At 71.3% G+C, this 21,547-nt stretch carries 20 protein-coding genes; 18 read left to right on the plus strand and 2 right to left on the minus strand.

Annotation, left to right across the window (positions count from 1 at the left end):
- The first annotated feature begins 96 nt into the window (after window positions 1-96).
- From ACN27F_RS00705 to ACN27F_RS00715, 3 genes are all read left to right on the plus strand, one after another.
- Window positions 97-2,586, plus strand: coding sequence for a glycogen debranching N-terminal domain-containing protein (locus ACN27F_RS00705; protein ID WP_421430598.1), 2,490 nt, complete (start codon window positions 97-99; stop codon window positions 2,584-2,586).
- Between the two features lie 44 nt (window positions 2,587-2,630).
- The gene (locus ACN27F_RS00710) at window positions 2,631-3,800 is read left to right on the plus strand and encodes a D-arabinono-1,4-lactone oxidase (RefSeq protein ID WP_421439876.1); all 1,170 of its coding nucleotides are present in this window, start codon (window positions 2,631-2,633) and stop codon (window positions 3,798-3,800) included.
- Window positions 3,801-3,904: 104 nt separating this feature from the next.
- Window positions 3,905-4,756: a hypothetical protein gene (locus ACN27F_RS00715; RefSeq protein ID WP_421430599.1), complete on the plus strand. Its 852-nt coding sequence runs from the start codon at window positions 3,905-3,907 to the stop codon at window positions 4,754-4,756.
- Between the two features lie 89 nt (window positions 4,757-4,845).
- Here the strand turns inward: ACN27F_RS00715 and ACN27F_RS00720 are convergent, their stop codons facing one another.
- Together ACN27F_RS00720 and ACN27F_RS00725 are read right to left on the minus strand one after the other, a co-directional pair.
- A complete protein-coding gene (locus tag ACN27F_RS00720; RefSeq protein ID WP_421430600.1) occupies window positions 4,846-5,304 on the minus strand; it encodes a roadblock/LC7 domain-containing protein in 459 nt (152 codons plus the stop codon).
- 62 nt (window positions 5,305-5,366) lie between these two features.
- Entirely contained in the window at window positions 5,367-6,281 is a 915-nt protein-coding gene (locus tag ACN27F_RS00725) for an ABC transporter ATP-binding protein (protein WP_421430601.1), read from the minus strand.
- A gap of 302 nt (window positions 6,282-6,583) precedes the next feature.
- On the opposite strand from ACN27F_RS00725, the gene ACN27F_RS00730 reads away from it, so the two are divergent.
- From ACN27F_RS00730 to ACN27F_RS00800, 15 genes are all read left to right on the plus strand, one after another.
- The gene (locus tag ACN27F_RS00730; protein WP_421430602.1) at window positions 6,584-7,630 is read left to right on the plus strand and encodes a polysaccharide biosynthesis protein; all 1,047 of its coding nucleotides are present in this window, start codon (window positions 6,584-6,586) and stop codon (window positions 7,628-7,630) included.
- On the plus strand, window positions 7,627-8,796 hold the full coding sequence (locus ACN27F_RS00735; protein WP_421430603.1) for an NAD-dependent epimerase/dehydratase family protein: 1,170 nt from the start codon (window positions 7,627-7,629) through the stop codon (window positions 8,794-8,796). The genes ACN27F_RS00730 and ACN27F_RS00735 overlap by 4 nt, the downstream gene beginning before the upstream one ends.
- Before the next feature lie 20 nt (window positions 8,797-8,816).
- Window positions 8,817-10,064, plus strand: a complete 1,248-nt coding sequence (locus ACN27F_RS00740) for a glycosyltransferase family 4 protein (protein ID WP_421439877.1) — start codon at window positions 8,817-8,819, stop codon at window positions 10,062-10,064.
- Window positions 10,061-11,191, plus strand: a complete 1,131-nt coding sequence (gene wecB / locus ACN27F_RS00745; RefSeq protein ID WP_421430604.1) for a non-hydrolyzing UDP-N-acetylglucosamine 2-epimerase — start codon at window positions 10,061-10,063, stop codon at window positions 11,189-11,191. The genes ACN27F_RS00740 and wecB overlap by 4 nt, the downstream gene beginning before the upstream one ends.
- Complete coding sequence (locus tag ACN27F_RS00750; protein ID WP_421430605.1) at window positions 11,188-12,159, plus strand: hypothetical protein; 972 nt, start codon at window positions 11,188-11,190, stop codon at window positions 12,157-12,159. Before wecB ends, ACN27F_RS00750 begins: the two co-directional genes overlap by 4 nt.
- Window positions 12,156-13,451 (plus strand): hypothetical protein, encoded by a 1,296-nt coding sequence (locus tag ACN27F_RS00755; RefSeq protein ID WP_421430606.1) that lies wholly within the window; start codon window positions 12,156-12,158, stop codon window positions 13,449-13,451. The genes ACN27F_RS00750 and ACN27F_RS00755 overlap by 4 nt, the downstream gene beginning before the upstream one ends.
- 65 nt (window positions 13,452-13,516) lie before the next feature.
- Window positions 13,517-14,158, plus strand: a complete 642-nt coding sequence (locus ACN27F_RS00760; protein ID WP_421430607.1) for a NeuD/PglB/VioB family sugar acetyltransferase — start codon at window positions 13,517-13,519, stop codon at window positions 14,156-14,158.
- A 17-nt stretch (window positions 14,159-14,175) separates the two neighbouring features.
- A complete protein-coding gene (gmd, locus tag ACN27F_RS00765) occupies window positions 14,176-15,189 on the plus strand; it encodes a GDP-mannose 4,6-dehydratase (RefSeq protein WP_421430608.1) in 1,014 nt (337 codons plus the stop codon).
- Window positions 15,190-15,194: 5 nt separating this feature from the next.
- Window positions 15,195-16,523, plus strand: coding sequence for a hypothetical protein (locus ACN27F_RS00770; RefSeq protein ID WP_421430609.1), 1,329 nt, complete (start codon window positions 15,195-15,197; stop codon window positions 16,521-16,523).
- The gene (locus ACN27F_RS00775; protein ID WP_421430610.1) at window positions 16,409-17,608 is read left to right on the plus strand and encodes a glycosyltransferase; all 1,200 of its coding nucleotides are present in this window, start codon (window positions 16,409-16,411) and stop codon (window positions 17,606-17,608) included. Before ACN27F_RS00770 ends, ACN27F_RS00775 begins: the two co-directional genes overlap by 115 nt.
- Window positions 17,605-18,744: a DegT/DnrJ/EryC1/StrS family aminotransferase gene (locus ACN27F_RS00780; RefSeq protein WP_421430611.1), complete on the plus strand. Its 1,140-nt coding sequence runs from the start codon at window positions 17,605-17,607 to the stop codon at window positions 18,742-18,744. The genes ACN27F_RS00775 and ACN27F_RS00780 overlap by 4 nt, the downstream gene beginning before the upstream one ends.
- A gap of 210 nt (window positions 18,745-18,954) precedes the next feature.
- Window positions 18,955-20,115 (plus strand): alanine racemase, encoded by a 1,161-nt coding sequence (locus ACN27F_RS00785; RefSeq protein WP_421430612.1) that lies wholly within the window; start codon window positions 18,955-18,957, stop codon window positions 20,113-20,115.
- A 4-nt stretch (window positions 20,116-20,119) separates the two neighbouring features.
- Window positions 20,120-20,416: an Hsp20/alpha crystallin family protein gene (locus ACN27F_RS00790; RefSeq protein ID WP_421430613.1), complete on the plus strand. Its 297-nt coding sequence runs from the start codon at window positions 20,120-20,122 to the stop codon at window positions 20,414-20,416.
- Window positions 20,417-20,605: 189 nt separating this feature from the next.
- Complete coding sequence (locus tag ACN27F_RS00795) at window positions 20,606-21,229, plus strand: superoxide dismutase (protein WP_421430614.1); 624 nt, start codon at window positions 20,606-20,608, stop codon at window positions 21,227-21,229.
- Window positions 21,226-21,537: a superoxide dismutase gene (locus ACN27F_RS00800; RefSeq protein WP_421430615.1), complete on the plus strand. Its 312-nt coding sequence runs from the start codon at window positions 21,226-21,228 to the stop codon at window positions 21,535-21,537. The genes ACN27F_RS00795 and ACN27F_RS00800 overlap by 4 nt, the downstream gene beginning before the upstream one ends.
- Window positions 21,538-21,547: the final 10 nt, after the last annotated feature.

Raw genomic sequence — 21,547 nt, forward strand, 5'->3', positions numbered from 1 at the left:
TGAGGGGGCCGGAACTGGTCACCCGGCGGCTCGGCGTCGGCAATCACCCGGCACGGGTGATCCCCACTCGTTCGAGGACGAGCGAAGCTGCGCCCGATGTCCGACGAAATCGACGAGTTCTTCGACTCCTTGGGAGCGCACGGTGACGGACGGTTGCCGCCGCAGGTTTGCGGGACGATCCGTTTCCGGCTCTCCGATCCGGCCGGAGACACTCGCAGTTGGTCGGTGACGTACCGCGACGGTCACGCCGAGGTCGAGTCCGGTGCCGGCGGCGAGACCGCCGACTGCACCATCGACGCGTCCGATGAAACCTTCCAGCGGTTGATCGACGGGCGGGAGAACGCCGTCGCACTGCTGCTGCGAAACGGCGTCTCGGTTCGCGGGGACCTACCGCTGTTCCTGGTCTTCCGCCGGCTGCTGCCGTTGCACGCCGACAGCGCCGGCCCGCCGTCGCCGGCCCGTCCGCTCGCCGAAGCGCGGCGCACCACGTCGGTGGTCGCCCGGCCGGTCAGTATCTTCTACGGCAACCTGTTCATGATCAGCGACCAACGCGGCGACATCGAGACCGTACCGTTCGTACCGCTCGGCCTGTTCTTCTACGACACCCGGTTCGTCTCGCACTGGCGGCTGAGCGTCAACGGCGAGCGTGTGCACACCCTTTCCGTCGACGACCTGCAGTATTTCGAGTCCCGCTTCTTCCAGGTGCCGGGCGAGCCGACGCACTACGTCGACGCGGACATCTCGGTGTTCCGGCACCGCTGGATCGGCGACGCGTTCACCGAGCAGGTGGCGTTGTTCAACCACCGGGAGGAGCCGGTGCGCCTGCGCCTGCGCCTCGACGTCGGCGCCGACTTCGCCCAGGTTCTCGAGGTGAAGGACGGCTACCACACCGATCGCGACATCATCACCACGGTCGAGGACACCGCGCTGCGGTTCCGCTACGAACGCGACACCTACTTCCGGGAAACGATCCTGTCCGCCACCGAACCGGCCCTGATCGACCCGGCCGGGCTGACCTTCGAGGTCGACCTGGCCGCCCACGAGACCTGGTGCACGGACCTGACCGTGAAGACGTTCGTCCGTGGCGCCGGTAACCGTGACCTGCGCGAGAGCCTGCGCAGCTACGCCGAACGGCCGAAGCCGCAGGTGCACCGGGAACTCGACGACTGGGTGGCCGCCGCACCGACGCTGACCTGCGACTACGAGCCGTTGCGCGAGGCGTACCGGCGCGGCGTCGTCGACCTCGCCGCGCTGCGCTACAAAGGGGTCAATTTCCGGGATCCGCTGCCGGCCGCCGGCATGCCCTGGTTCATGACGTACTTCGGCCGCGACGCCGCACTGAGTTGCCTGCAGGCGTTGCCGTTCGTACCGAGTACCGCCGTGCCCGCGCTGCGGATAATGGCGCTCACCCAGGGGACCCGCGAGGATCCGTTCCGCGCCGAACAGCCCGGCAAGATTTCGCAGGAGAGCCGCTACGGCGAGTCGGCGCTGTTCAACGAGGTTTCGCACGCCTTCGACTTCTCCGCCGCGGACACCACCGCGCTGTTCCTCGTGCTGCTCGACGAGTACGAGCGGTGGACCGGCGACACCGCTCTGGTGTGCGGCATGCAGTTCGAGGCCCGGGCCGCGCTCGACTGGATCGACCGGCACGCCGACCTGATGGGCACCGGTTACGTCTGGTACGGACCCCGGGCCACCCGCACCGGCGTGCTCAACCAGAGCTGGAAGTGCTCGCCGGGGGCGGTGTCGTTCGGCGACGGCACGCCGGCCACGTTCCCGCAGGCCACCTGCGAGATCCAGGGGTACGTCTACGACGCGAAGCTACGCGGTGCCCGGCTCGCGCGTACCTGTTGGGGTGATCCGGACCTGGCCGACCGGCTGCAACAGCAGGCCGCGGAACTGCGCGAGCGGTTCAACCGGGACTTCTGGATCGCCGATCGCGGGTACTACGCGCACGCGCTGCAAGGTGACGGCCGCCAGGTCGACGCCCTCACCTCCAACATCGGCCACCTGCTGTGGAGCGGTATCGTCGAGCCGGCGTACGCCCAGTCGGTGGTCGATCACCTGATGGGCCCGCAACTGTTCTCGGGCTGGGGGATCCGTACCCTGGCCAGCGGTGCGCACCGGTTCAATCCGGTCGGCTACCACACCGGCACCGTGTGGCCGTTCGACAATTCGTTCATCGCCTGGGGGCTGTGGCGGTACGGATACCGTGCCGAAGCGGCCCGGGTCGTGCGGGCGGTGCTGGAGGCATCGCGGTACTTCGGCGCGCGGCTGCCGGAGACCTTCGCCGGCTACGACCGGTCGCTGACGAAGTATCCGGTGCCGTACTCGGCGGCGGGCAGCCCGCACGCGACGTCGGCCGGTGCGCCGCTGCTGTTCCTGCGGGTGCTGCTCGGCCTGGAGCCCTACGACGGCGACCTGATCGTCGATCCCGCCGTGCCCGAGGATCTGGGCCACATCGAGGTGCACGACATCCCTGGCCCGTGGGGCAAGCTGGACGCCCTCGGCCGTGGCCGACGCGACCTGGCCCGGTCCCACCGGCGTGGCCGCCGTCCCGGCGACCCGTTGCGGGCCGCGTTGTGACCTGGCGCAACTGGTCCGGCGGACTCAGCTTCGAGCCGGGTTCGGTGGCCTATCCGGACTCCGAACCCGAGGTGTGCCGGGTGATCAGGCGGGCCGCCGCGAACGGGGCTACGGTGCGGCCGGTCGGGGCCGGGCACTCCTCGGCGCCGCTGGTGCGCACCGACGACGTCCTGCTGTCACTGGACCGGCTACCGGCCGGCGTGCTGGACACCCCACGCGACGGGCAGGTCTGGGTGGGTGCCGGTACCCGGCTGCACCGGCTCGGAGAGGATCTCGGTCGTCACCGGTTGGCCATGGTCAACCTGGGTGACGTCGACACACAGGCGATCGCCGGCGCGGTGAGCACCGGTACGCACGGCAGCGGTCGCGGCCTACCGAACCTGTCCGCGCTGGTCACCGGGGTCCGGATGGTCACCGCCGCCGGCCAGGTCCAGCAGGTCGAGGCGGAGCACGATCTCGATCTGCTGCGGGCCGTCCAGGTGTCGATGGGCCTGCTCGGCGTCTTCACCGCCGTCCGGGTCCGGGTGGTGCCGGTTTTCCAGGCCCGCCGCCGCGAGTGGGGGCTGCCGGTACAGCAGTGCCTGGACACCTTTGACGAGTTGCTGACGAGCAACCGCAACGTGGACTTCTACTGGTATCCGCGCCGCGACGACGCGCACCTGCGGACGGTCAACCCGGTCGACGACGATCCCGGGCCGTGGCAGTTGCCGGCGAGCGGCTGCACCGAGGAACAGGCCGGGTGGAGCAACGCCACGCTGAGCAAGCGACGGTCGCTGCGGTTCCACGAGATCGAGTACGCGGTACCGGCACCGGCCGGTCCGGCCTGTTTCCAGGAGGTGCGCCACCGGATCCGGTCGCGGCACCGTCAGCACACCGCCTGGCGGGTGCTCTACCGCTACGTCGCGGCCGACGCGGCGTATCTGAGTCCGGCGTACGGGCGCGACAGCGTCACCATCTCGCTGCACCAGAACGAGAACCTGCCGTACCGCGAGTTCTTCGCCGACGTGGAGCCGATCTTCCTGGCCTACGGTGGCCGCCCGCACTGGGCGAAGATCCATCGGCTCGCCGGTCGGCGCCTACTCGAGCGTTATCCGCAGGCGGACCGGTTCCTCGCGGCCCGGGATCGGCTCGACCCGCACGGCCTGTTCGTCAATGACTACCTGCACCACCTGCTGGGCCTGGGCGACGAGACGGCCGCGGCGGCCAGCCTATGATTGCCCGGTCGGGTTTCCGGGTAGGAACGGACGCGCCGGCGGCCCCGGCCTGACCGGTGCGGGTCCCGGTGCCAGGCACCCGCACGGGAAACGGATGGGACGTCGTGTCGCAGCAAACGCGCAACCAGCAGCCAACGGCCGGGCAGCAACCGCACGCGGCGCAGTCGCCGGTCGACGGTGCGTCGCCGGCCGGCGACCGACCCGGGCCGCCCCGCCGTGTGATGATCATCCTCGGGGTGATCGCGGCGCTGTTGGTCGCCGGTACGATCGTGGCGGTCGTGATCGACCGGTTGGGCTCCGGCTCCGCCGCCGGCCCGGGCTTCGACGGCGGCGACGGTGCGCCCGCCTGGACCGTTCAGGAGCCGCTGGGCGGCCGGACCGTCGCTCGGCTGGAGGTACTCGACGGCGCGACCGAGATCCGGGTGCTCGCCGCCGATCTCGGCGACCAGCTGTTGCGGGCGCGGACACCGCCGCAGGGCGCGGTGGCGCCGCAGGTGACCGTGCGGGACGACAGCGTGCAGGTCGGACTCGCCGAGACAGGCAACGGGGGCACCGGCGTGCTGGACATCGAACTGCACCGTGACGTGCGCTGGTCGGTCCGGATCCTCGGCGGCGCGACCGAGCAGCGGATCGATCTCACCGGTACCCGCATTTCCGAGGTGGAACTCGCCGGTGGGGTGAGCACATTGGATATCGTGCTGCCGGAGCCGGACGGCACCGTCGGAATCCGGATGTCCGGCGGAGCCGGCACCTGGCGCGTCGAAGCGCCGGCGCAGGTGCCGGTCCGGGTGCGGGCCGGTTCCGGCGCCGGCAGCATCAGTGTGGACGGCGAGCGCCGCGACGGGGTCGCCGCTGGCGAGACGGTGAGCACCCCCTCCTGGGAGGAGACGACCGACCGGTACGACATCGACGCCGCCGCCGGATTCTCCGACCTGACGGTGACCAGGGTGGATTGAGCCACCTTGGGCACGATGACGCCAGGCGTCGTACGGTACGCGAGTGGCGGTTGTCGTACGGCAATTGGTCGCCGTATGGCCAGGTGTCGCTACGCGGAGTGCTTGCCGCCTCCGGTAAGTGATTCGACTGGTTCCGTCGGGTGACTATCCTCGGGTTCGGGAAAGGCGGGTAGATGCCGATCGGCCCGACCGGCGAACAAGGCCACTTCGTAGGCGACGGCGTCCATGTCGGATCCGGCGTCGAATACCGCAGCGATGATGGCGCCACCGGGAGTAGCGGCGATGAACAGGAAAGCGGTGCCCATCTGGATGACGATCTGTCGTACCCGTCCGGTGCCGGCGTGTTGACCGGCCGCGACAGCGAGTGCGCGCAGTCCTGCTACCACTCCGGACAGTTGTTCCGCCTGCTCAAGCTCGACGCCTTTGGAATGCGCGAGCAGTAGACCGTCGGGAGACAGCGCAACGGCTTGTTGCGCTTCGGGCACCCGCTCCACCAAGTCGTCCAGCAGCCGGGAGACGTCACCAGTGGTGACCACGGGGTATGCCATGAACGGTCTCTCTTTCGGTCGGTGCACCTTGCCCGGGCAAACAGTACCCCCGACCGGACCCGTCAGCCGGTTACGGCACGAATCATCGGAATAGATTTCTTCTCTATGGTGGACGCCCGCGCTGCCGATCCGGCGAGTGGAACGACGAGCGGGGTGCCGCTGGCCGGATCCTCGATCACCATCACCCGCAGTCCGAAGACCTGCTCCACCAGCTCGGGGGTGAGCACCTGGGCCGGTGGGCCACCGGCCAGTACCTCGCCGTCCTTCATGGCGATCAGTTGCCGGGCGTAGCGGGCGGCCAGATTGAGGTCGTGCAGCACCATCACCACGGTCCGACCGTGCTCGCGGTGCAGCCGGTCGACCAACTCCAGTACGTCGATCTGGTGGGCCAGGTCGAGATACGTGGTCGGCTCGTCGAGCAGCAGGATGTCCGTGCCCTGGGCCAGGGCCATCGAGATCCAGGCCCGTTGCCGCTGACCGCCGGAGAGGGTGTCCACCGGGTGCGTGGCGAGCTCGGTCAGCCCGGTCCAGGCCAGCGCCTGGGTGACGACCTGTTCGTCGGCCCGCGACCACTGCCGCAGCCAGCTCTGGTGCGGCTGGCGGCCGCGCATGACGAGATCGGCGACGGTGAGCCCGTCCGGTGCGCTCGGTGATTGGGGCAGGATGCCGAGTCGGCGGGCGACTTCGCGGGTGGGCAACTGTTGGATCCGTTGCCCGTCGAGCAGTACCTCCCCGGCGGTCGGTCGGAGCAGTCGGCCGAGCGCGCGCAGCAGGGTCGACTTGCCGCAGCCGTTCGGTCCGACGATCGCGGTGACCGAGCCGTCGACGATGTCGAGATCGAGTCGCGGCACCACGACCTGTGCGCCGTAGCCGAGGCGCAGCGCCCTGGTGCGTAGCCGGGGCGCTGCGTCCCGGGCGCCGGCCGACGCCGTGGTAGGCGGGGCGGTTCGCGGGGGTCGCTCGACGATGTCGGGCATCGCACACTCCTGGCCGGGTCGGGGGACCTGCTCCGGCCAGCCGGAACACCGGCGGCCAGCCGTATCGCAAAGGGTAGCCTTGCCAAACGTCCGGCTCCACCCGCTGTCCGATCCGGTGCTCGCCGACCGCCCGACACGTGCTGCCGTGACAGCGGCTGGTCAGAAAATATCGGCGATGTGCCGAATGGTGGCAGCTGCGTAATTTAGCCTGGTTGCCGTGGTCTTGGTCCTGAAGGTGGGCTCTTAGCCGCGGCTGTCCCGCCTCAACCGTCCCACCGAGGCCCCGACAGACAGGAGCGGGCGTGGCCGATGCGTTGACTGGGTGCCGGGTGCTGATCACCGGCGGCACCGGTTCCTTCGGGCGGACGATGGCCCGCTATCTGCTCGACACGAGCATCGCCGAGGTGCGTGTCCTCAGCCGCGACGAGGCGAAGCAGGACACGATGCGCCGCGCGTTCGACGACGGCCGGTTGCGTTTCCAGCTGGGTGACGTACGGGACCCGGACACGGTCCGTCGAGCCTGCCGTGACATGGACTTCGTCTTCCACGCCGCCGCGCTCAAACAGGTGCCCTCCGGGGAGTTCTTTCCCCTGGAGGCGGTCCGGACCAACGTCCTCGGTAGTGCGGCCGTCATCGAGGCCGCCGAACGGACCGGGGTGCGCACCGTGGTGACACTCAGTACCGACAAGGCCGTCTACCCGGTGAGCGCGATGGGCATGTCCAAGGCGCTGATGGAAAAGCTCGTCCAGTCGTACGTGTACGACCGGCGGCCGAACGGCCCGGTCGTGTCGTGCGTGCGTTACGGGAACGTGCTCTACTCGCGCGGCTCGGTCCTTCCGCTGTTCGTCGAGCAGATCCGGCAGGGCCGGCCGCTCACCGTCACAGATCCGCGGATGACCCGCTTCCTGATGTCGCTGCCCGACGCGGTGGACCTCGTCGCCAGGGCCTTCACCCAGGCCCAACCGGGCGACATCTTCATCCGTAAGGCGCCTGCCTGTACGGTCGCCGATCTGGCCGAAGCGGTCTGTACGGTGTTCGAGGTGGCGCCGAAGACCGACGTCATCGGCGTTCGGCACGGCGAGAAGACCGCGGAGACCCTGGCGACCGCCCACGAGCTCGCCCGTGCCGACGATCTCGGCGAGGTCCTGCGGGTGCCGGCGGACACCCGAGGGCTGAACTACCACAGTGACCTGCCGGCCGGCGTCGGCCCGGGCGGTGATCGTGGCGGCGGCGACTTCACCTCCGACACCGCGACCCGGTTGACCGTCGCCCAGCTGGTCGAGTTGCTGGGCAACCTGCCGGAGATCAGGTCCGAGGTGGGCGCCGGGGAACTGGTGATGGTCGGATGAGCCACCGGCTCGTGCTGACCGGCGGCAACGGGTTCCTCGGCTGGCACCTGCGGGTGCTCTGCCGGGCACTCGGCTGGCCGGAGCCGGCGGTGATCGGTCGTGCCGAACTGGCCGATCCGCTGCGCGTCGCGGACAAGCTCACCGGCGCGGATCGACTGGTGCACCTCGCCGGGGTGAACCGGGGCACGCCCGATCAGGTCGCGGTCGGTAACGTCGCGCTGGCCAGGGCCGTCGCCGAAGGGCTGCGTCGCTGCCAACGACCACCACAGCAGGTGGCGTTCGCCAACTCGATCCAGGCGGGCAACGGTACGCCGTACGGTGACTCCAAGGCGGCGGCTGCGGCCCTGCTGGCCGAGGCCAGCCCACGCCCCGACGCTTTCATCGATCTGCTCCTGCCCAATCTGTTCGGCGAGCATGGACGGCCGGACTACAACTCGGTGGTCGCGACGTTCTGCCGCCGGTTGGCCGACGACGTCTCACCACAGATCCGCGACGATCGGCCGCTGGACCTGGTCCACGCGGGTGACGCCGCGGCCGCGCTCGCCGGAGCTCCGACCGGCGACACCTGGTCGACCGCGCTGTCCGCCCGGCGGATCTCGGTCGGTCAGCTCGCCGGACTGCTCGGTCGGTTCGCCACCGACTACCGTGGCGGGGAGATCCCGGCACTGGCGGACCGGTTCGAGACCCAGCTGTTCAACACCTACCGGTCGCACGTGTTTCCGCAGGCGTATCCGATGCCGCTGATCCGCCGTGGCGACCACCGGGGTGATCTGGTCGAGGTCGTGCGCGTGCACGGTGGCGGTGGCGGTGGCCAGGTCTTCTGCTCCACCACCCGGCCCGGTGCCAGCCGCGGCGAGCACTTCCATCTCGCCAAGATCGAGCGGTTCGCGGTGCTCGCCGGCAGCGGCGAGATCCGGCTGCGGCGGGTGGCCAGCCGCGAGACGGCACGTTTCCCGGTCAGCGGCGAGCGACCGGTCGTGGTCGACATGCCCACCATGTGGGCGCACCACATCGTCAACACCGGGAACGACGACCTGGTCACGTTGTTCTGGGCCGACCAGGTCTTCGATCCGGCCCGCCCGGACACCTATCCGGAGCTGGTGGAGCCGCCGCAGGTGCGGATCGGGTCCCCGGCGCCGACGGGTGCGCCGGTGGTGACCCGGTGACCCGGATCGCGGCGGAGGGTCTGCGGATCGGCGTCGTCTCGCAGTGGTACCCGCCGGAGCCGGCGTTCATCCCGGGCAGCCTGGCCACCGAGCTGACCGCTCGCGGGCACGAGGTCCGGGTGCTCACCGGCTACCCCAACTATCCGCAGGGCACGGTCTATCCCGGCTACCGGCAGTCCTGGCGGCACCGGCACACCGATGGGCGGTTGTCGGTGCGCCGGGTGCCGCTCTACCCCAGCCACGACGCGTCGGCGGCACGTCGGGCGGCGACGTTTGTATCCTTCGCCGCGAGCAGCGTCCTCGCCGCGCCACGGTATCTGGCCGACATCGACGTGCTCTATGTCTACCTGCCGCCGGGCACCGCGTACGCGGCGGCGGCCGTGCTGCGTCTGTTGCGTCGTGTCCCGGTGGTGCTGCACGTGCAGGACGTGTGGCCGGAGTCGGTGACGGCGTCGCCGCTGTGCCCTGGGGGGCTGACCGGCCGCGTGGCTGACGCCGCGCTGGCCCGGTTGATGCGTGCGGTCTACCGCTCCGCCGACCGGGTCGTCGTGATCGCGCCCGGCGCCCGCGACCTGGTAGCGGCCCGGGGCGCGGACCGACGACGGGTGCAGGTGGTGTTGAACTGGACCGACGAGAGGCTGTTCAGACCGGTGCCGGCGACCAGTCGGGCCCGCGATCAGGTCCGGGCGGGTGGGCGGAGCCGTTGCACCATCATGTACGCGGGAAATCTCGGTGTCTTCCAGGGCGTAGACGAGGCCGTTCGGGCCGCTGCCGCGATGGCGGGCAAGGTCGATCTGGTACTGGTCGGTTCCGGCGTCGCGGCACACTCGGCCCGGTCCCTGGCCGAGGAACTGGGCGCCGGCAACGTGCGGTTTCTGGGGCAGCGCCCGCCCGAGGAGATGGCCGAACTGGCCGCCGCCGCCGATTACCAGTTGGTGACCCTGCGGGACCTGCCGGTGTTGCGTGGGGTCATCCCGTCGAAGCTGCAGGCGGCGCTCGCCTGCGGGGTACCGGTGATCGCGGCGGCCGCCGGGGACACCGCGCGATTCGTGCGCCGTACCGGGGTGGGCTGGAGTTGCCCACCCGGGGACTGGCGCGCGATCGCCGACGCGTTCAGCGCCGCCGCGGCGGCCGGCGACACCGAACGGGCGCGGTTGGCCGTGCGTGCCCGGCGGACGTACGAGCTCGAGATGTCGCTGGCGGGCGGGGTGGACCGGATCGAGCAGTTGCTGCTGGAGGCGGCCCACCGGCGGGCGGTGGCCCGATGAGGAGCACCCGGGTGATGACCGTCGTCGGCACCCGGCCGGAGATCATCCGGCTGTCCGAAGTCGTCCGCCGGCTCGACGCCACCGTGGACCATGTGCTGGTGCACACCGGGCAGAACTGGGATCCCCAGCTGTCCGACGTGTTCTTCACCGAGCTGGCGTTGCGCGCACCGGACCGGTTCCTGCGGGTGGACACCCGCTCGCTTGGCCGGGTCTTCGCCGACGTCCTCGTCGGCGTCGAGGAGGCGATCCGCGCCCACCGGCCGGATGCTCTGCTGGTGCTCGGCGACACCAACAGTTGCATCGCCGCGCTGATCGCCCGCCGGATGCGGGTGCCGGTCTACCACATGGAGGCGGGCAACCGGTGCTTCGACCTGAACGTCCCGGAGGAGACCAACCGTCGGCTGGTCGACCACGTCAGCGACTTCAACCTGGTCTACACCGAGCACGCCCGGCGCAACCTGCTCGCCGAGGGTCTGCATCCGCGGCGCATCCTGCTGACCGGTTCGCCGATGCGGGAGGTGCTCGACCGGCACCGGGAGGCGATCGCCGCCGCCCGCGTGCTGACCCACCTGGGCCTGCATCCCGGCGAGTACTTCGTGGTCAGCGCGCACCGGGAGGAAAACGTCGACGATCCGGCCCGGCTGGCCCGACTGCTGGACTGCCTGCGGGCGGTCCACCAGCGCTGGCGCCTGCCGGTGCTGGTCTCCACACATCCGCGCACCCGTAAGCGGATCGACGCCGCCGGGTTGGCACCCGACGCACTGTCCGGTGTCGTCTTCCATGAACCGTTCGGCTTCTTCGACTACGTACACCTGCAGCGCCGGGCCCGGTGCACGCTGTCGGACAGCGGCACCGTCAGTGAGGAGGCGTCGATCGTCGGTTTTCCCGCGGTCACCCTGCGTGAGTCGATCGAGCGGCCGGAGGCATTGGAGGTGGGCGGGATCGTGATGACCGGTCTCGATCCGGTCGGGGTGGTCGAGGCGGTGAGCACCGTCACCGCGCAGGTGTCGGTGGCCGGCGTGCCCTGCCCGGCCGACTACCAGATACCGGACACCTCACGTCGGGTGGTCGACTTCATCCTGTCGACCGTGCGTCGCCACCACCAGTGGGCGGGGATCCGGGCGTGACCTTGGTGCTCGACACGGCCGGTGGCGCCGGCGGCGGTGCCGCCAGATGGCGGGCCGAACTCGACCGGCACCTGCGACGCGCCGGTGCCGGTCGCCGGTGCGGGGCGGTCGACCAGGTGACGGTGATCGGTCGGGGACGGCGAATCACCCCGGGCTGGCTGCTGCGTCGCGAGTCACTGGCCCGCCGGGCCCGCACCACGATCGCGGCCAACAACGTCTCATTCCTGGTCAGCGGCGGTCGGCGGGTGGTTCTGGCCCGCAACGCCCTGCACTTTCTCTACCCGGACGAGTCCCATCTGGCCACTCGTCTACCGCCGGCGTGGCGGGCCCAGATCCCGGTGGTGCGCCGATCGCTGGAGCGGGCCGACGTGATCGTCGTGCCCTGCAGCCCGATGGCCGAGCGGGTGGTCTTCCACCGGCCGGCGCTGGCTGCCCGGATCGTCGTCCGCCCACATCCGGTCACCGCGGTGCCGCGTCGCGGCTCGGCCGAGCGCGCGCTGCTGGTGCCGGTGGTGCCGGGTCCGTACAAGAACCTCACCACGGAACTGCGGTCGCTGGTGGCGGTGCTGGCCGGAATGGCCGATCCACCCCTGGTACGGGTCACCGCGAGCCGTACCCAGTTGCCGCCGGATCTGGCCGACCACCCGTTGCTGCGCGTGCTCGGGCCGTTGCCCTCCGAGGAGATGACGGACCATTGGGCCACCGCCACCGGGATCTTCTACCCGTGCGTGGTGGAGTCGTTCGGCTATCCGCTGGCGGAGGCACGCGCCGGCGGTGTCGCCGTGATCGCTCCGGACGGCGCGCAGGCCCGCGAGATCGCCGGCGGGGCGCTGCGGCCGTACCGTCCGGCGGATCCGCGCACGCTGCGGGAGGCGGTGATCCGGCTGAGTGAACCGGTGGTGCCGGATCCGGACCCATTTTCCCCGGCCGACTACTTCGACTGGCTACTGGACGGGGCGGCGGGATGACCGCCGTCGCGACGGAAAACGCGTCGGTGCCGGCCGGCGTCGGCCGGCACCGACGGGCACCGGCCGGCTGGCTGCGCCGGTTTCCGGTCACCATCGGACTGACCGTGCAGTACGTGCCGTTCGCGGTGGTGCCGGCGGTGCTGTCCGGCAACCCGCACCGGTGGTTCGTCATCCAGTTGACCGGACTGGCGGTGCTGGCCGCGTTCGGTGTGGAGGTGGCGCTGGCCCGGCTGCACCGGCCGGGACCACAGTGGGTGGCCCGACTCACCGGCCCGGTCGGCCGGGACCGTCGGCTCGCCCGGGGCGCCCGACTCGTCGCCGCGGTGGCTCTGGGCACCAACCTGCTCGGCACCCTGGTCGGGATGAACTCGTACCGGGTCGCGATCGACGCGGTGTCGCGGTCAACGGTCGAACCGCTGCTCACCCCGTTTCGGGCCTGGCCGTTGATCGCGGTGGTGCTGATCAGCTGTGCCTGGCGGGCGGGAGTGTTGCCGGTGCGGGCCGCGCTCGGCTGGCTCGCCGCCCTGGCCGCCAGCGTGCTGCTCAACGTCACGGTGGCGGGGATGTTCGCGCCCGCGTTCGAGTTCTTCACCGGCGCCGCCGCCTGCCTGCTGCTCCTCGGGCTGGTCCGGGTCCGCACGGTGCTGGCGGTGGTGCTGGCCGGTCTGCTCCTGTGGCCGATGGCGATCACGGTGCGCAACGAGGTCCGGATGGCCGCCGGAGCGGTCCAGTACCGCGACTACGACGCGTACGGCCGGTTGCGGCTGGACACGCTGATCGGATCGGCGGCCGGGCATCCGGTGCCGATCGACGTGGGACAGCCGGATTTGCTGACCATGGCCAGGTACGCGGTGCTGCCCCGGATGCTGGACCGCGACCGGCCGCAGGTGAGCACCGGCCGGCTGCTCGACACGTTCCGGGGTGGTTCGGGGCAGTCGTCGTACACGTTCCTGTCGGTGGGCAACCTGTGGCTGCTCACCGGGCCGGCCGGGATGATGCTGTTCTTCGCGGTCGTCGCCGCTTATCTCGGGCTGTTGCTGGCGACCCGGTCGGGGCCGTTCAAACTGGCCGCCGCCGTGCTGGTCATCGAGGACCTGGTGCTGGTCGGGATGATGTATCCGGACAGCATCGCCGGTCACCTGCAGGCGTTGGTCGCGCTCGGCGCCGCGTACCTGGTGGTGCGGTTGGCCGGCGGTGCCCGGCGGGCGGACCGCGGTTCACCCACGGACCGCGGTCGGCGGACCGCGTCGGTCGGTCCCGGCGATTCGACTACCGACGTACGCCCTATCTGATACAAATTGTCCGTATAGTAGATGTCGATGAGAGTGAGTGGTCCGTGCTGTCCCACGAGCCCAGCGTGCCTGCCGGCCCGTCGCTGTCCGGGCTGGTCCTGCTCGGCACCTCCGGGCACGCCCGCGAGATCCTCGCCATCGCGGAAGCCGCCGGCGATTACAAGATCATCGGCTGCACCGGTCCCCGGCGTGATGCCGATTTGGCCGTCCTACCGGTGCCATGGCTGGGTGACGACGGGTGGTGGCAGCAGCAGGCGTCGCCCGGGCCGCGGTACCTGATCGGCATCGGAGCCGGACCGGTCCGGGCCCGGGTCGACGCCCGGCTGCGCGCGGTACCGGCCCGGCTGGTCCATCCGGCCGCCGTCGTGTGCCGTGGCGCCGACCTCGGACCCGGCACCGTGCTGTGGCCGGGCGCGATCCTGATGAGCGACGTGCGCACCGGACGGCACGTGCACGTCGACGCCAACGCCTCGGTCGGGCACGACACCGTCCTCGACGACTACGCCACCCTGCTGCCGGCCAGCACGGTGGCCGGTGGTGCCCGCATCGGCTGCGCCGCCACCATCGGAGCCGGCGCCACCGTGATCGACGGGATCTCGGTCGGTGCCGGCGCGGTGGTCGGTGCCGGCGCGACCGTCATCCACGACGTACCGCCGCAGATCGTGGTCGCCGGTGTGCCGGCCCGCCCGCTGACCGGCACCCGTTGACCGAACTGTGAGGTCCCATGTCCGCCACCGCGCTGATCACCGGGATCACCGGCCAGGACGGCAGCTACCTGGCCGAGTTCCTGCTCGCCCGCGGCTACACGGTGCACGGGTTGAAGCGACGCTCGTCGAGCTTCAACACCGACCGGGTCGACCGCATCGACGTGCATCCCCGCGACCCGGACGCGCGCCTGTTCCTGCACTATGGTGACCTGACCGATACCGGTTCGCTGGTGCGGCTGCTGCGCCGGACCGAACCGGACGAGGTGTACAACCTCGCCGCGCAGAGCCACGTGCGGGTCTCGTTCGACACCCCCGGTCACACCGCCGAGGTCACCGGGCTCGGTGCCCAGCGCCTGCTGGAGGCGGTCCGGGTGGCGGGGGTGTCCAGTCGGATATACCAGGCGTCATCGTCGGAGATGTTCGGCGCCGCGCCGCCACCGCAACACGAGGGCACCCCGTTCCACCCGCGCAGTCCGTACGGCTGCGCCAAGGTCTTCGCCTACTGGACCGCGGTGAACTACCGCGAGGCGTGGGACATGTACGTCAGCAACGGGATCCTGTTCAACCACGAGAGCCCACGGCGCGGAGAGAACTTCGTCACCCGCAAGATCACCCGCGCGGTGGCCCGGATCGAGGCGGGCATCCAGGACGAACTGTTCCTGGGCAACCTGGATGCGGTCCGCGACTGGGGATACGCCCCCGAGTACGTGGCGGCCATGTGGCTGACCCTGCAGCCGGAGCGCCCTGACGACTACGTGGTGGCCACCGGCGAGGCGCACACCGTACGCGAGTTCGTCGCCGCCGCCTTCGACCACGTCGGCCTGGACTGGCAGCGGTACGTGCGGGTGGATCCCCGCTACTACCGTCCCGCCGAGGTCGACGTCCTCATCGGAGACGCCGGGAAGGCGCGTCGGCAACTCGGCTGGCAGCCCAAGACCCTCTTCACCGACCTGGTCCGGATCATGGTGGATGCCGACCGGCAACTGCTCGACGACGAGCGTTGTGGCCGCCTGGTACGGATCGACAGGTAGCCGGATTGCCCGCCCGCGCGTCGATCCGGGCCCTGGCCGCCGAGCGCGGACTCGAACTGAGCGCCCTGTTGACCGCGGTGATCGGGTTGGTCGCCAGCGCGATCGCCGCCCGGACCGTGGACGCCGGCGGGCGGGGAGCGCTCGCTGTCCTGGTCACCTGGGCGACGGTGCTCGCGTGGACCGCGACCGGTTCGGTCGACAAGGCGGTGATCGCCCGGGCCGATGTCCGGTCCCGACCGGTCGTGCCGCCCGCGGTCGGGCTGACCGTCCTGGGTCTGCTGGGTGTAGCGAGCGTTCCGCTGGCTCTGGGGGTAGGCGCCGTCGTCGTGGACGGGCCCTGGTTGGTCGTCATGTTCGCGGCTGTGACCTGTGGAAACGTGGCCGTCGACATGCGAGCGGCGGATCTGGTGGCACGTCGCCGCTGGTCCGGGCTCGTCCGGATGCGGCTGCTGCAGCCGTTGCTCTACCTCGGCGGCTGCCTGGCCGCCGCGGCGACCACCGCCATCTGGCCGGCGTATGGGATCTCGTTGTTCGTCGCGGCCGTCGGCGTCAGCGTCTGGCTACCACCGCTGCTGGTCGGCGGTTGGCGCCGGATCCGTCCGGTCTGGCCGACCCGGGGGCAGTCCCGGCGGTTGGTCGGCTTCGCCGGTGGCTACCATCTCGGCGCGGTGCTGCACCTGGTCAACCTGCGCATCGATCTGCTGCTGCTGCCGAGCGCTTTCGCACTGCCGCAGGTCGGCGTGTACGCGGTCGCCACCGCGGCCGGGAACATCGTCGGTGTGCTTGGCAGCGCGGGCCTGTTGCGTGGCCTGACCGGGCGGGCGCCAGGGAACCGGGTGATCGACGGCACAGGCCTGGGACTGTCCTCGTTGCTCGCCGCGGTCGTCGCGGGCAGCGCGCCGTGGAGCGTGCCGCTCGCGTTCGGGTCCGGCTTCGTCGCGGCGGTGCCGGCGGCCCAGTTGCTCTGCCTGGCCGGGGTGCTCGTCGCGGTGCGGCACGGGGTCAACGGGCGACTCGCCGGGCAACACCGCCCGTGGGCGACCGCCGCGGTGAACGGCTGCGCCTTGCTGGTCTTCCTCGCGGTGTTCCCGTTCTGCCGCACGGTGACCGAGGTGGCGTCGGCGACGGTCCTCGCGTCGGCCGTGTCCCTGGCCCTGGCCGGCTGGTTAGTCACCATGAAGCCGCATGCCGCGCAGGAGGTCATCAGGGAGGTGCAGCCGTGCGAATCCGCATCGACGCCTCAGCCATCGTGCCCGAGCGCTCCGCCGGGGTCGAGTCCTTCGCCTACGGGCTCGTCAGCGGGCTCGCCGCTGGCGCCGACGAGGTCGAGGTGATCGTCGTCGCCGGCACCGCCGAGCGGTGGCGCCAGCGGACCGGCCCCGCCCCGGTGCGGTGGCGGGAGGTCCAGCAACCGTTCACCGCGATCCGTCAGTCCGGCGGGTTGCGCCGCTGGGTGCCGGGCTGGGTCAGTTCCTCGGCACCGGCCCGGCGGGCGGTCGCCGCGCTGCGCCAGCGGGCCAATCCGGTGCCCACCGACGACGCGGTCACCATCTACCCGTTCCACCGGGTCCCGGTGCGTGCGGCGCGCAGCGTGCTGGTCCTGCACGACCTGCGGGTGTTCCAGGACGAGTTCCGCAGCGCGGCCGACCAGGCGCTGATCCGGCGCAACGTGGCCCGGGCCGCGGCGGTCGTGGTCTCCTGGCCGCATCCGTACCAGCAGGTCCGCGAGCTGTTCGGGCAGGCTCGCGGGCGTACCGCGTTGATCCCGTTGCCGGCGTTCCATCCCCGCCCCGCCGGGCTGCCCGCGCGCTCCGAGCCGGGCCTGCTGCTGTACCCGTCGGCCACGGCCCGGCACAAGAACCACCGGACGCTGCTGGCCGCGGTGGCGCAACTGCCCGAGGTCCGGCTGGTGTGCCCCGGCCCACTGGTGGATCCGCAGGCAACCCAGCTACGCCGACGGGCGGCCGAGCCCGACCTGGCCGGCCGGGTGAGCTTCACCGGGTTCGTCTCCGAGGGGGAGTTGACCGCGCTGTTCAGCCGGGCCGACGCCGTGGTGGTGCCGTCGCTGTGGGAGGCGGCCAGCGGCGCGATCTTCGAGGCGTTCAGTTGGGGCCTGCCGGTCGCCTGCGCGGATGTCGCGCCGCTTCGGGCGCAGGTCGAGTTCGCCGGCGGCGACGTCTGCTTCTTCGATCCGCACAGCCCTCGGTCGATCCGGGACGCGATTCGCCGGCTGCGGCGTGAGCGGCGGCGCTACGCCGAGGCGTCGGCGCTGGCCGGACACCGGCTGGCCGGACGCACCTGGGCGGACACCGCGGCCGACTACGCCGCGGTCTGTCGGTGGGTCGCGGACGGCTGCCGGGGACCGATCCCGGGATCGGGCCACGCGGCGCCGGCCGACCTCGCTGGTGGCGGCCGGTGAGCCCGCGGCGCGGCGTCCCGACCGACTACCGCTTCCCGCTGGCCGAGCCGGCGTTGAGCGACCTGGAGGAGAAGTACGTCCTGGACGCGGTGCGCAGCGGCTGGGTGTCGTCCCGGGGCGCCTACCTGGACCGGTTCGAGCACGAGTTCGCCGCCTGGTGCCGGACCCGGTACGCGGTGGCCACGGCCAACGGCACGGTGGCCCTGCATCTGGCCCTGGCCGCGGCCGGGATCGGGCCGGGTGACGAGGTCATCGTGCCTGCGCTGACCTACGTCGCCACCGCGAACGCCGTGGTGTACTGCGGTGCCCGCCCGGTGTTCGTCGATGTCTGCCCACGTACCTGGTGCCTGGACCCGGGGCAGGTGCGCGCTGCGGTGACCAACCGGACCAGGGCGGTACTCGCCGTCGACCTGTACGGCCAGCCGGCGGACTACCCGGCGTTGCGTCGACTCTGCCACGAACACGGCCTGTTGCTGGTGGCCGACGCCGCCGAGTCGCTCGGGGCCAGCGTGGCCGGCGCGCCGGTGGGTGCCCTGGCCGATCTGACCACGTTCTCGTTCTTCGGCAACAAGATCCTGACCTGTGGCGAGGGCGGCGCGGTGGTGACCACCGATCCGCTGCTCGTCGAGCGGATGCGGATGCTGCGCAACCAGGGCATGGATCCGCAGCGCCGCTACTACCACCCACTGATCGGGTTCAACTACCGGCTCACCAACGTCGCCGCGGCGATGCTCTGCGCGCAGTTGGAACGGGCCGAGGACCTGCTCGCCCGCCGTAGGCGGATCATCCGTGGGTACACCCGTGCCCTCGCCGGCGCTGCCGGACTGGCCGAGCGCCCGCCGCCCGACCCGGGGACACGCCGTGCGCCCTGGATGGCGTGCGCGCTGGTCGCGGGTGGTGGCCGGGCGGTACGGGACACGCTGTTGCGCCGGCTGGCGCACCTCGGGGTGGAGACCCGGCCGTTCTTCGTCCCATTGCCTGAATTGCCGCCCTACCGGGGATCGGCGGGCCGGTTTCCGGTCTCGACCGACCTGGCCGCGCGCGGATTCAACCTGCCTACCCTGCCACGGCTGACCGACGGCGACGTCACCGAGATCGCCGCCCGGGTCCGCGCGGTCGCCGCGGGGCTGCTCTAGCCGCACGGCCGGCGATCGGTGTGCGGCCCCCGACGAGGATGGCGGCTGCCTGCCGCTCGGCCACCCCCGGTGGCCTGCCCGGTGTGGTCAGCTGAGGCAGGATGGTGCCCAGGGGTGGTCGACGGCGACCGGTGCCTACCCGCCGCCTGCCGCCGGCCCCGGTCGGCCACCGCCCCTGCCCGAACCGACAAGTGCCCCGGAGAGACTCCCGTGACCGTCGACGTTCACTCGCAGACCTCGCCTCCCGACGCCTTCGCCGTGCCGACCGATCTGGAGACACCGAACCTACTGCTTGATCTGGACGTGCTGGAACGCAATCTGGACGAGATGGTCGGGCTCTGCCACCAGCACCAGGTGGCACTGCGCCCGCATGCCAAGACGCACCGCGTCGCGCAGATCGCGCAGCTGCAGATGCAACGCGGGGCGGACGGCATCTGCGTGGCCAAGCTCGGCGAGGCACATGCCCTGGTCGCGGCCGGGGTGCCGCGGCTGACGGTGGCGTACCCACTGGTCGGGGCGGACAAGGCGCAGCGTGCGGTGCGGCTGGCTCAGCGGTGCGAACTCACTGTCGGCACCGACAGCGTGGCCGGCGCCCGCAGTCTCGGTGAGGCGTTCGCCGGTTCGGGCCGGCTGCTGGACATGGTGCTGATCGTCGACAGCGGACTCGGCCGCTGTGGGGTCGACCCGGCGGACGCGGCCCGCATCGCGTGGGACATCGCCGAGCTGCCGGGGGTGCGGTTGACCGGGGTGATGACTCACGAAGGATCCGTGTACGGGGCCACCGACCGGGCCGATCTCGCCGCCCGGTCCCGGGCTGCCGCCCAGGCCATGGTCGCCGTCGCCGACGCGATCCGGGCCGCCGGGTTGACCCTGTCGACCGTGTCGATGGGCGCCTCGGCGTCGGCCCGCCATGTCGCGGCCGCCCCGGGCGTGACCGAGATCCGCCCGGGGATCTATGCCTTCAACGACCTGGGGCAGATCGCGTTGGGCAACGCCACTGCCGCGACGTGCGCGGTGCGGGTGCTGTCGACCGTGGTCAGCCACGCCCGGCCGGACCGGGCGTGTATCGACGCGGGCTCGAAGGCACTGAGCCAGGACGGCCTTGCGGCGGTGGCACACGTCTCACGGTTTCCCGGCCATGGCCAGCTGCTGGGGTTGCCCGGCTGGTACATCGACCGGCTGTCCGAGGAGCACGGCTGGCTGCGCTGGGCCGGGGCCGGCGAGCCGACCCGGCTGACGGTGGGGCAGCGGGTGCAGATCATCCCCAACCACGTCTGCACCGTCTTCTCCAGCCTCGGTGAGGTCACCGCGCTGCGCGGCGGTGCGGTCGAGGCGGTCTGGACGACGATCGGTCCGGGCGCGTCCCGCTGAGCCGGTGGCCGCGGCCGACCGTGACACCTGTCACCGCGCCGACTGGCCGACGGGAACTGCCCTGGTACGGCACGCTTTCGGGACGGTCGCGCGTCCGTCCGCCGGCTTCGTTCCGGCTGCTGAGGTGAGCCGCGACGGTGACGACGCGGTGATCCGGGTCGAGTTGCCCGGCGTGGGCGTCGACGAGCGGCACGGCCGGCGCTGGCGCGAGGTCCGTCACGGCTCGTTCCGCCGTTCGTTCGCACTGCCCGCGCAGGTGACCGCGGACGCGGTCACCGCCAGCTACGACGCGGGGGTGTGACCGGGTTCTCGACCCGTTCGGCACACCCGACCATCCGGCTACCTGTGTGCGTGGTGCCCCGGGCGCGGTGACGTGTGCGGGGCACCGCCACAGGAACGACCATCCAGACACCAACCCCTGCTAGTTGCAAAGACATTGCAACAAGGGATACTGGTCGAGACCTGCTGGGATCAGACCGAGAGGTGGACGATGGCCGTCTACACGCTTCCCGACATGCCGTACGACTACGGCGCGCTCGAACCCGCGATGTCCGGCGAAATCCTCGAGTTGCACCACGGCAAGCACCACGCCGCGTACGTCAAGGGCAGCAACGACACGCTCGACCAGCTCGCCGAAGTCCGCGACAAGGGTGACTACGCAGCCTTGGTCGGTCTGGAGAAGACGCTGGCGTTCAATCTCTCTGGCCACGTCCTGCACTCGATCTTCTGGCGCAACCTGTCACCGGACGGCGGTGACCGCCCCGACGGGGAACTCGCCGCGGCGATCGACGAGCACTTCGGCTCGTTCGACGCCTTCGCCGGCCAGCTCTCGGCGGCCACCAAGGGGGTGCAGGGCTCCGGCTGGGGGGTGCTGGCCTGGGAGCCGCTGGGGCAGCGGCTGCTCGTCGAGCAGGTGTACGACCATCACGGCAACGTGGGGCAGGCCACCACCCCGGTCCTTGTCTTCGACGCCTGGGAACACGCCTACTACCTGCAGTACCGCAACGTCCGCCCGGACTACGTCGACCGGCTCTGGGGCCTGGTCGACTGGTCGGACGTGGCCAGCCGATTCACGGCGGCGCGCTCCGTCGGCAACCCGATCCGACAACCGTGAGCGGTGAACCCGACAACCGGGTGGCCTTCGCCGAGTCGGCGTTCGTCGCGGCGCAACGTGCCGCCGGCTTCATCGGCGCCCGGCATCGAGGTGACCACGACGGGGCGGCGGCCCTGCTGGCCGAGTTTCCTGACGAAGCCACCCGGACCAGCGGGTTCTGCCTGCTCGCCGAGTTGGCCCTGGCGTTGGTGCGGGCACAGACCGGGCAGCGCATGGAGGATCTGGTGCAGGAGCTTTCCCTGCACCTGGCTGCCGCGGCCGCCGATCCACCACCCGCTCCACCGCCGAGCCGGCCACCGGCCGACTGAGCCGCGGCCG

This window comes from Solwaraspora sp. WMMB335, from assembly GCF_049179075.1.
Lineage (GTDB): Bacteria > Actinomycetota > Actinomycetes > Mycobacteriales > Micromonosporaceae > Micromonospora_E.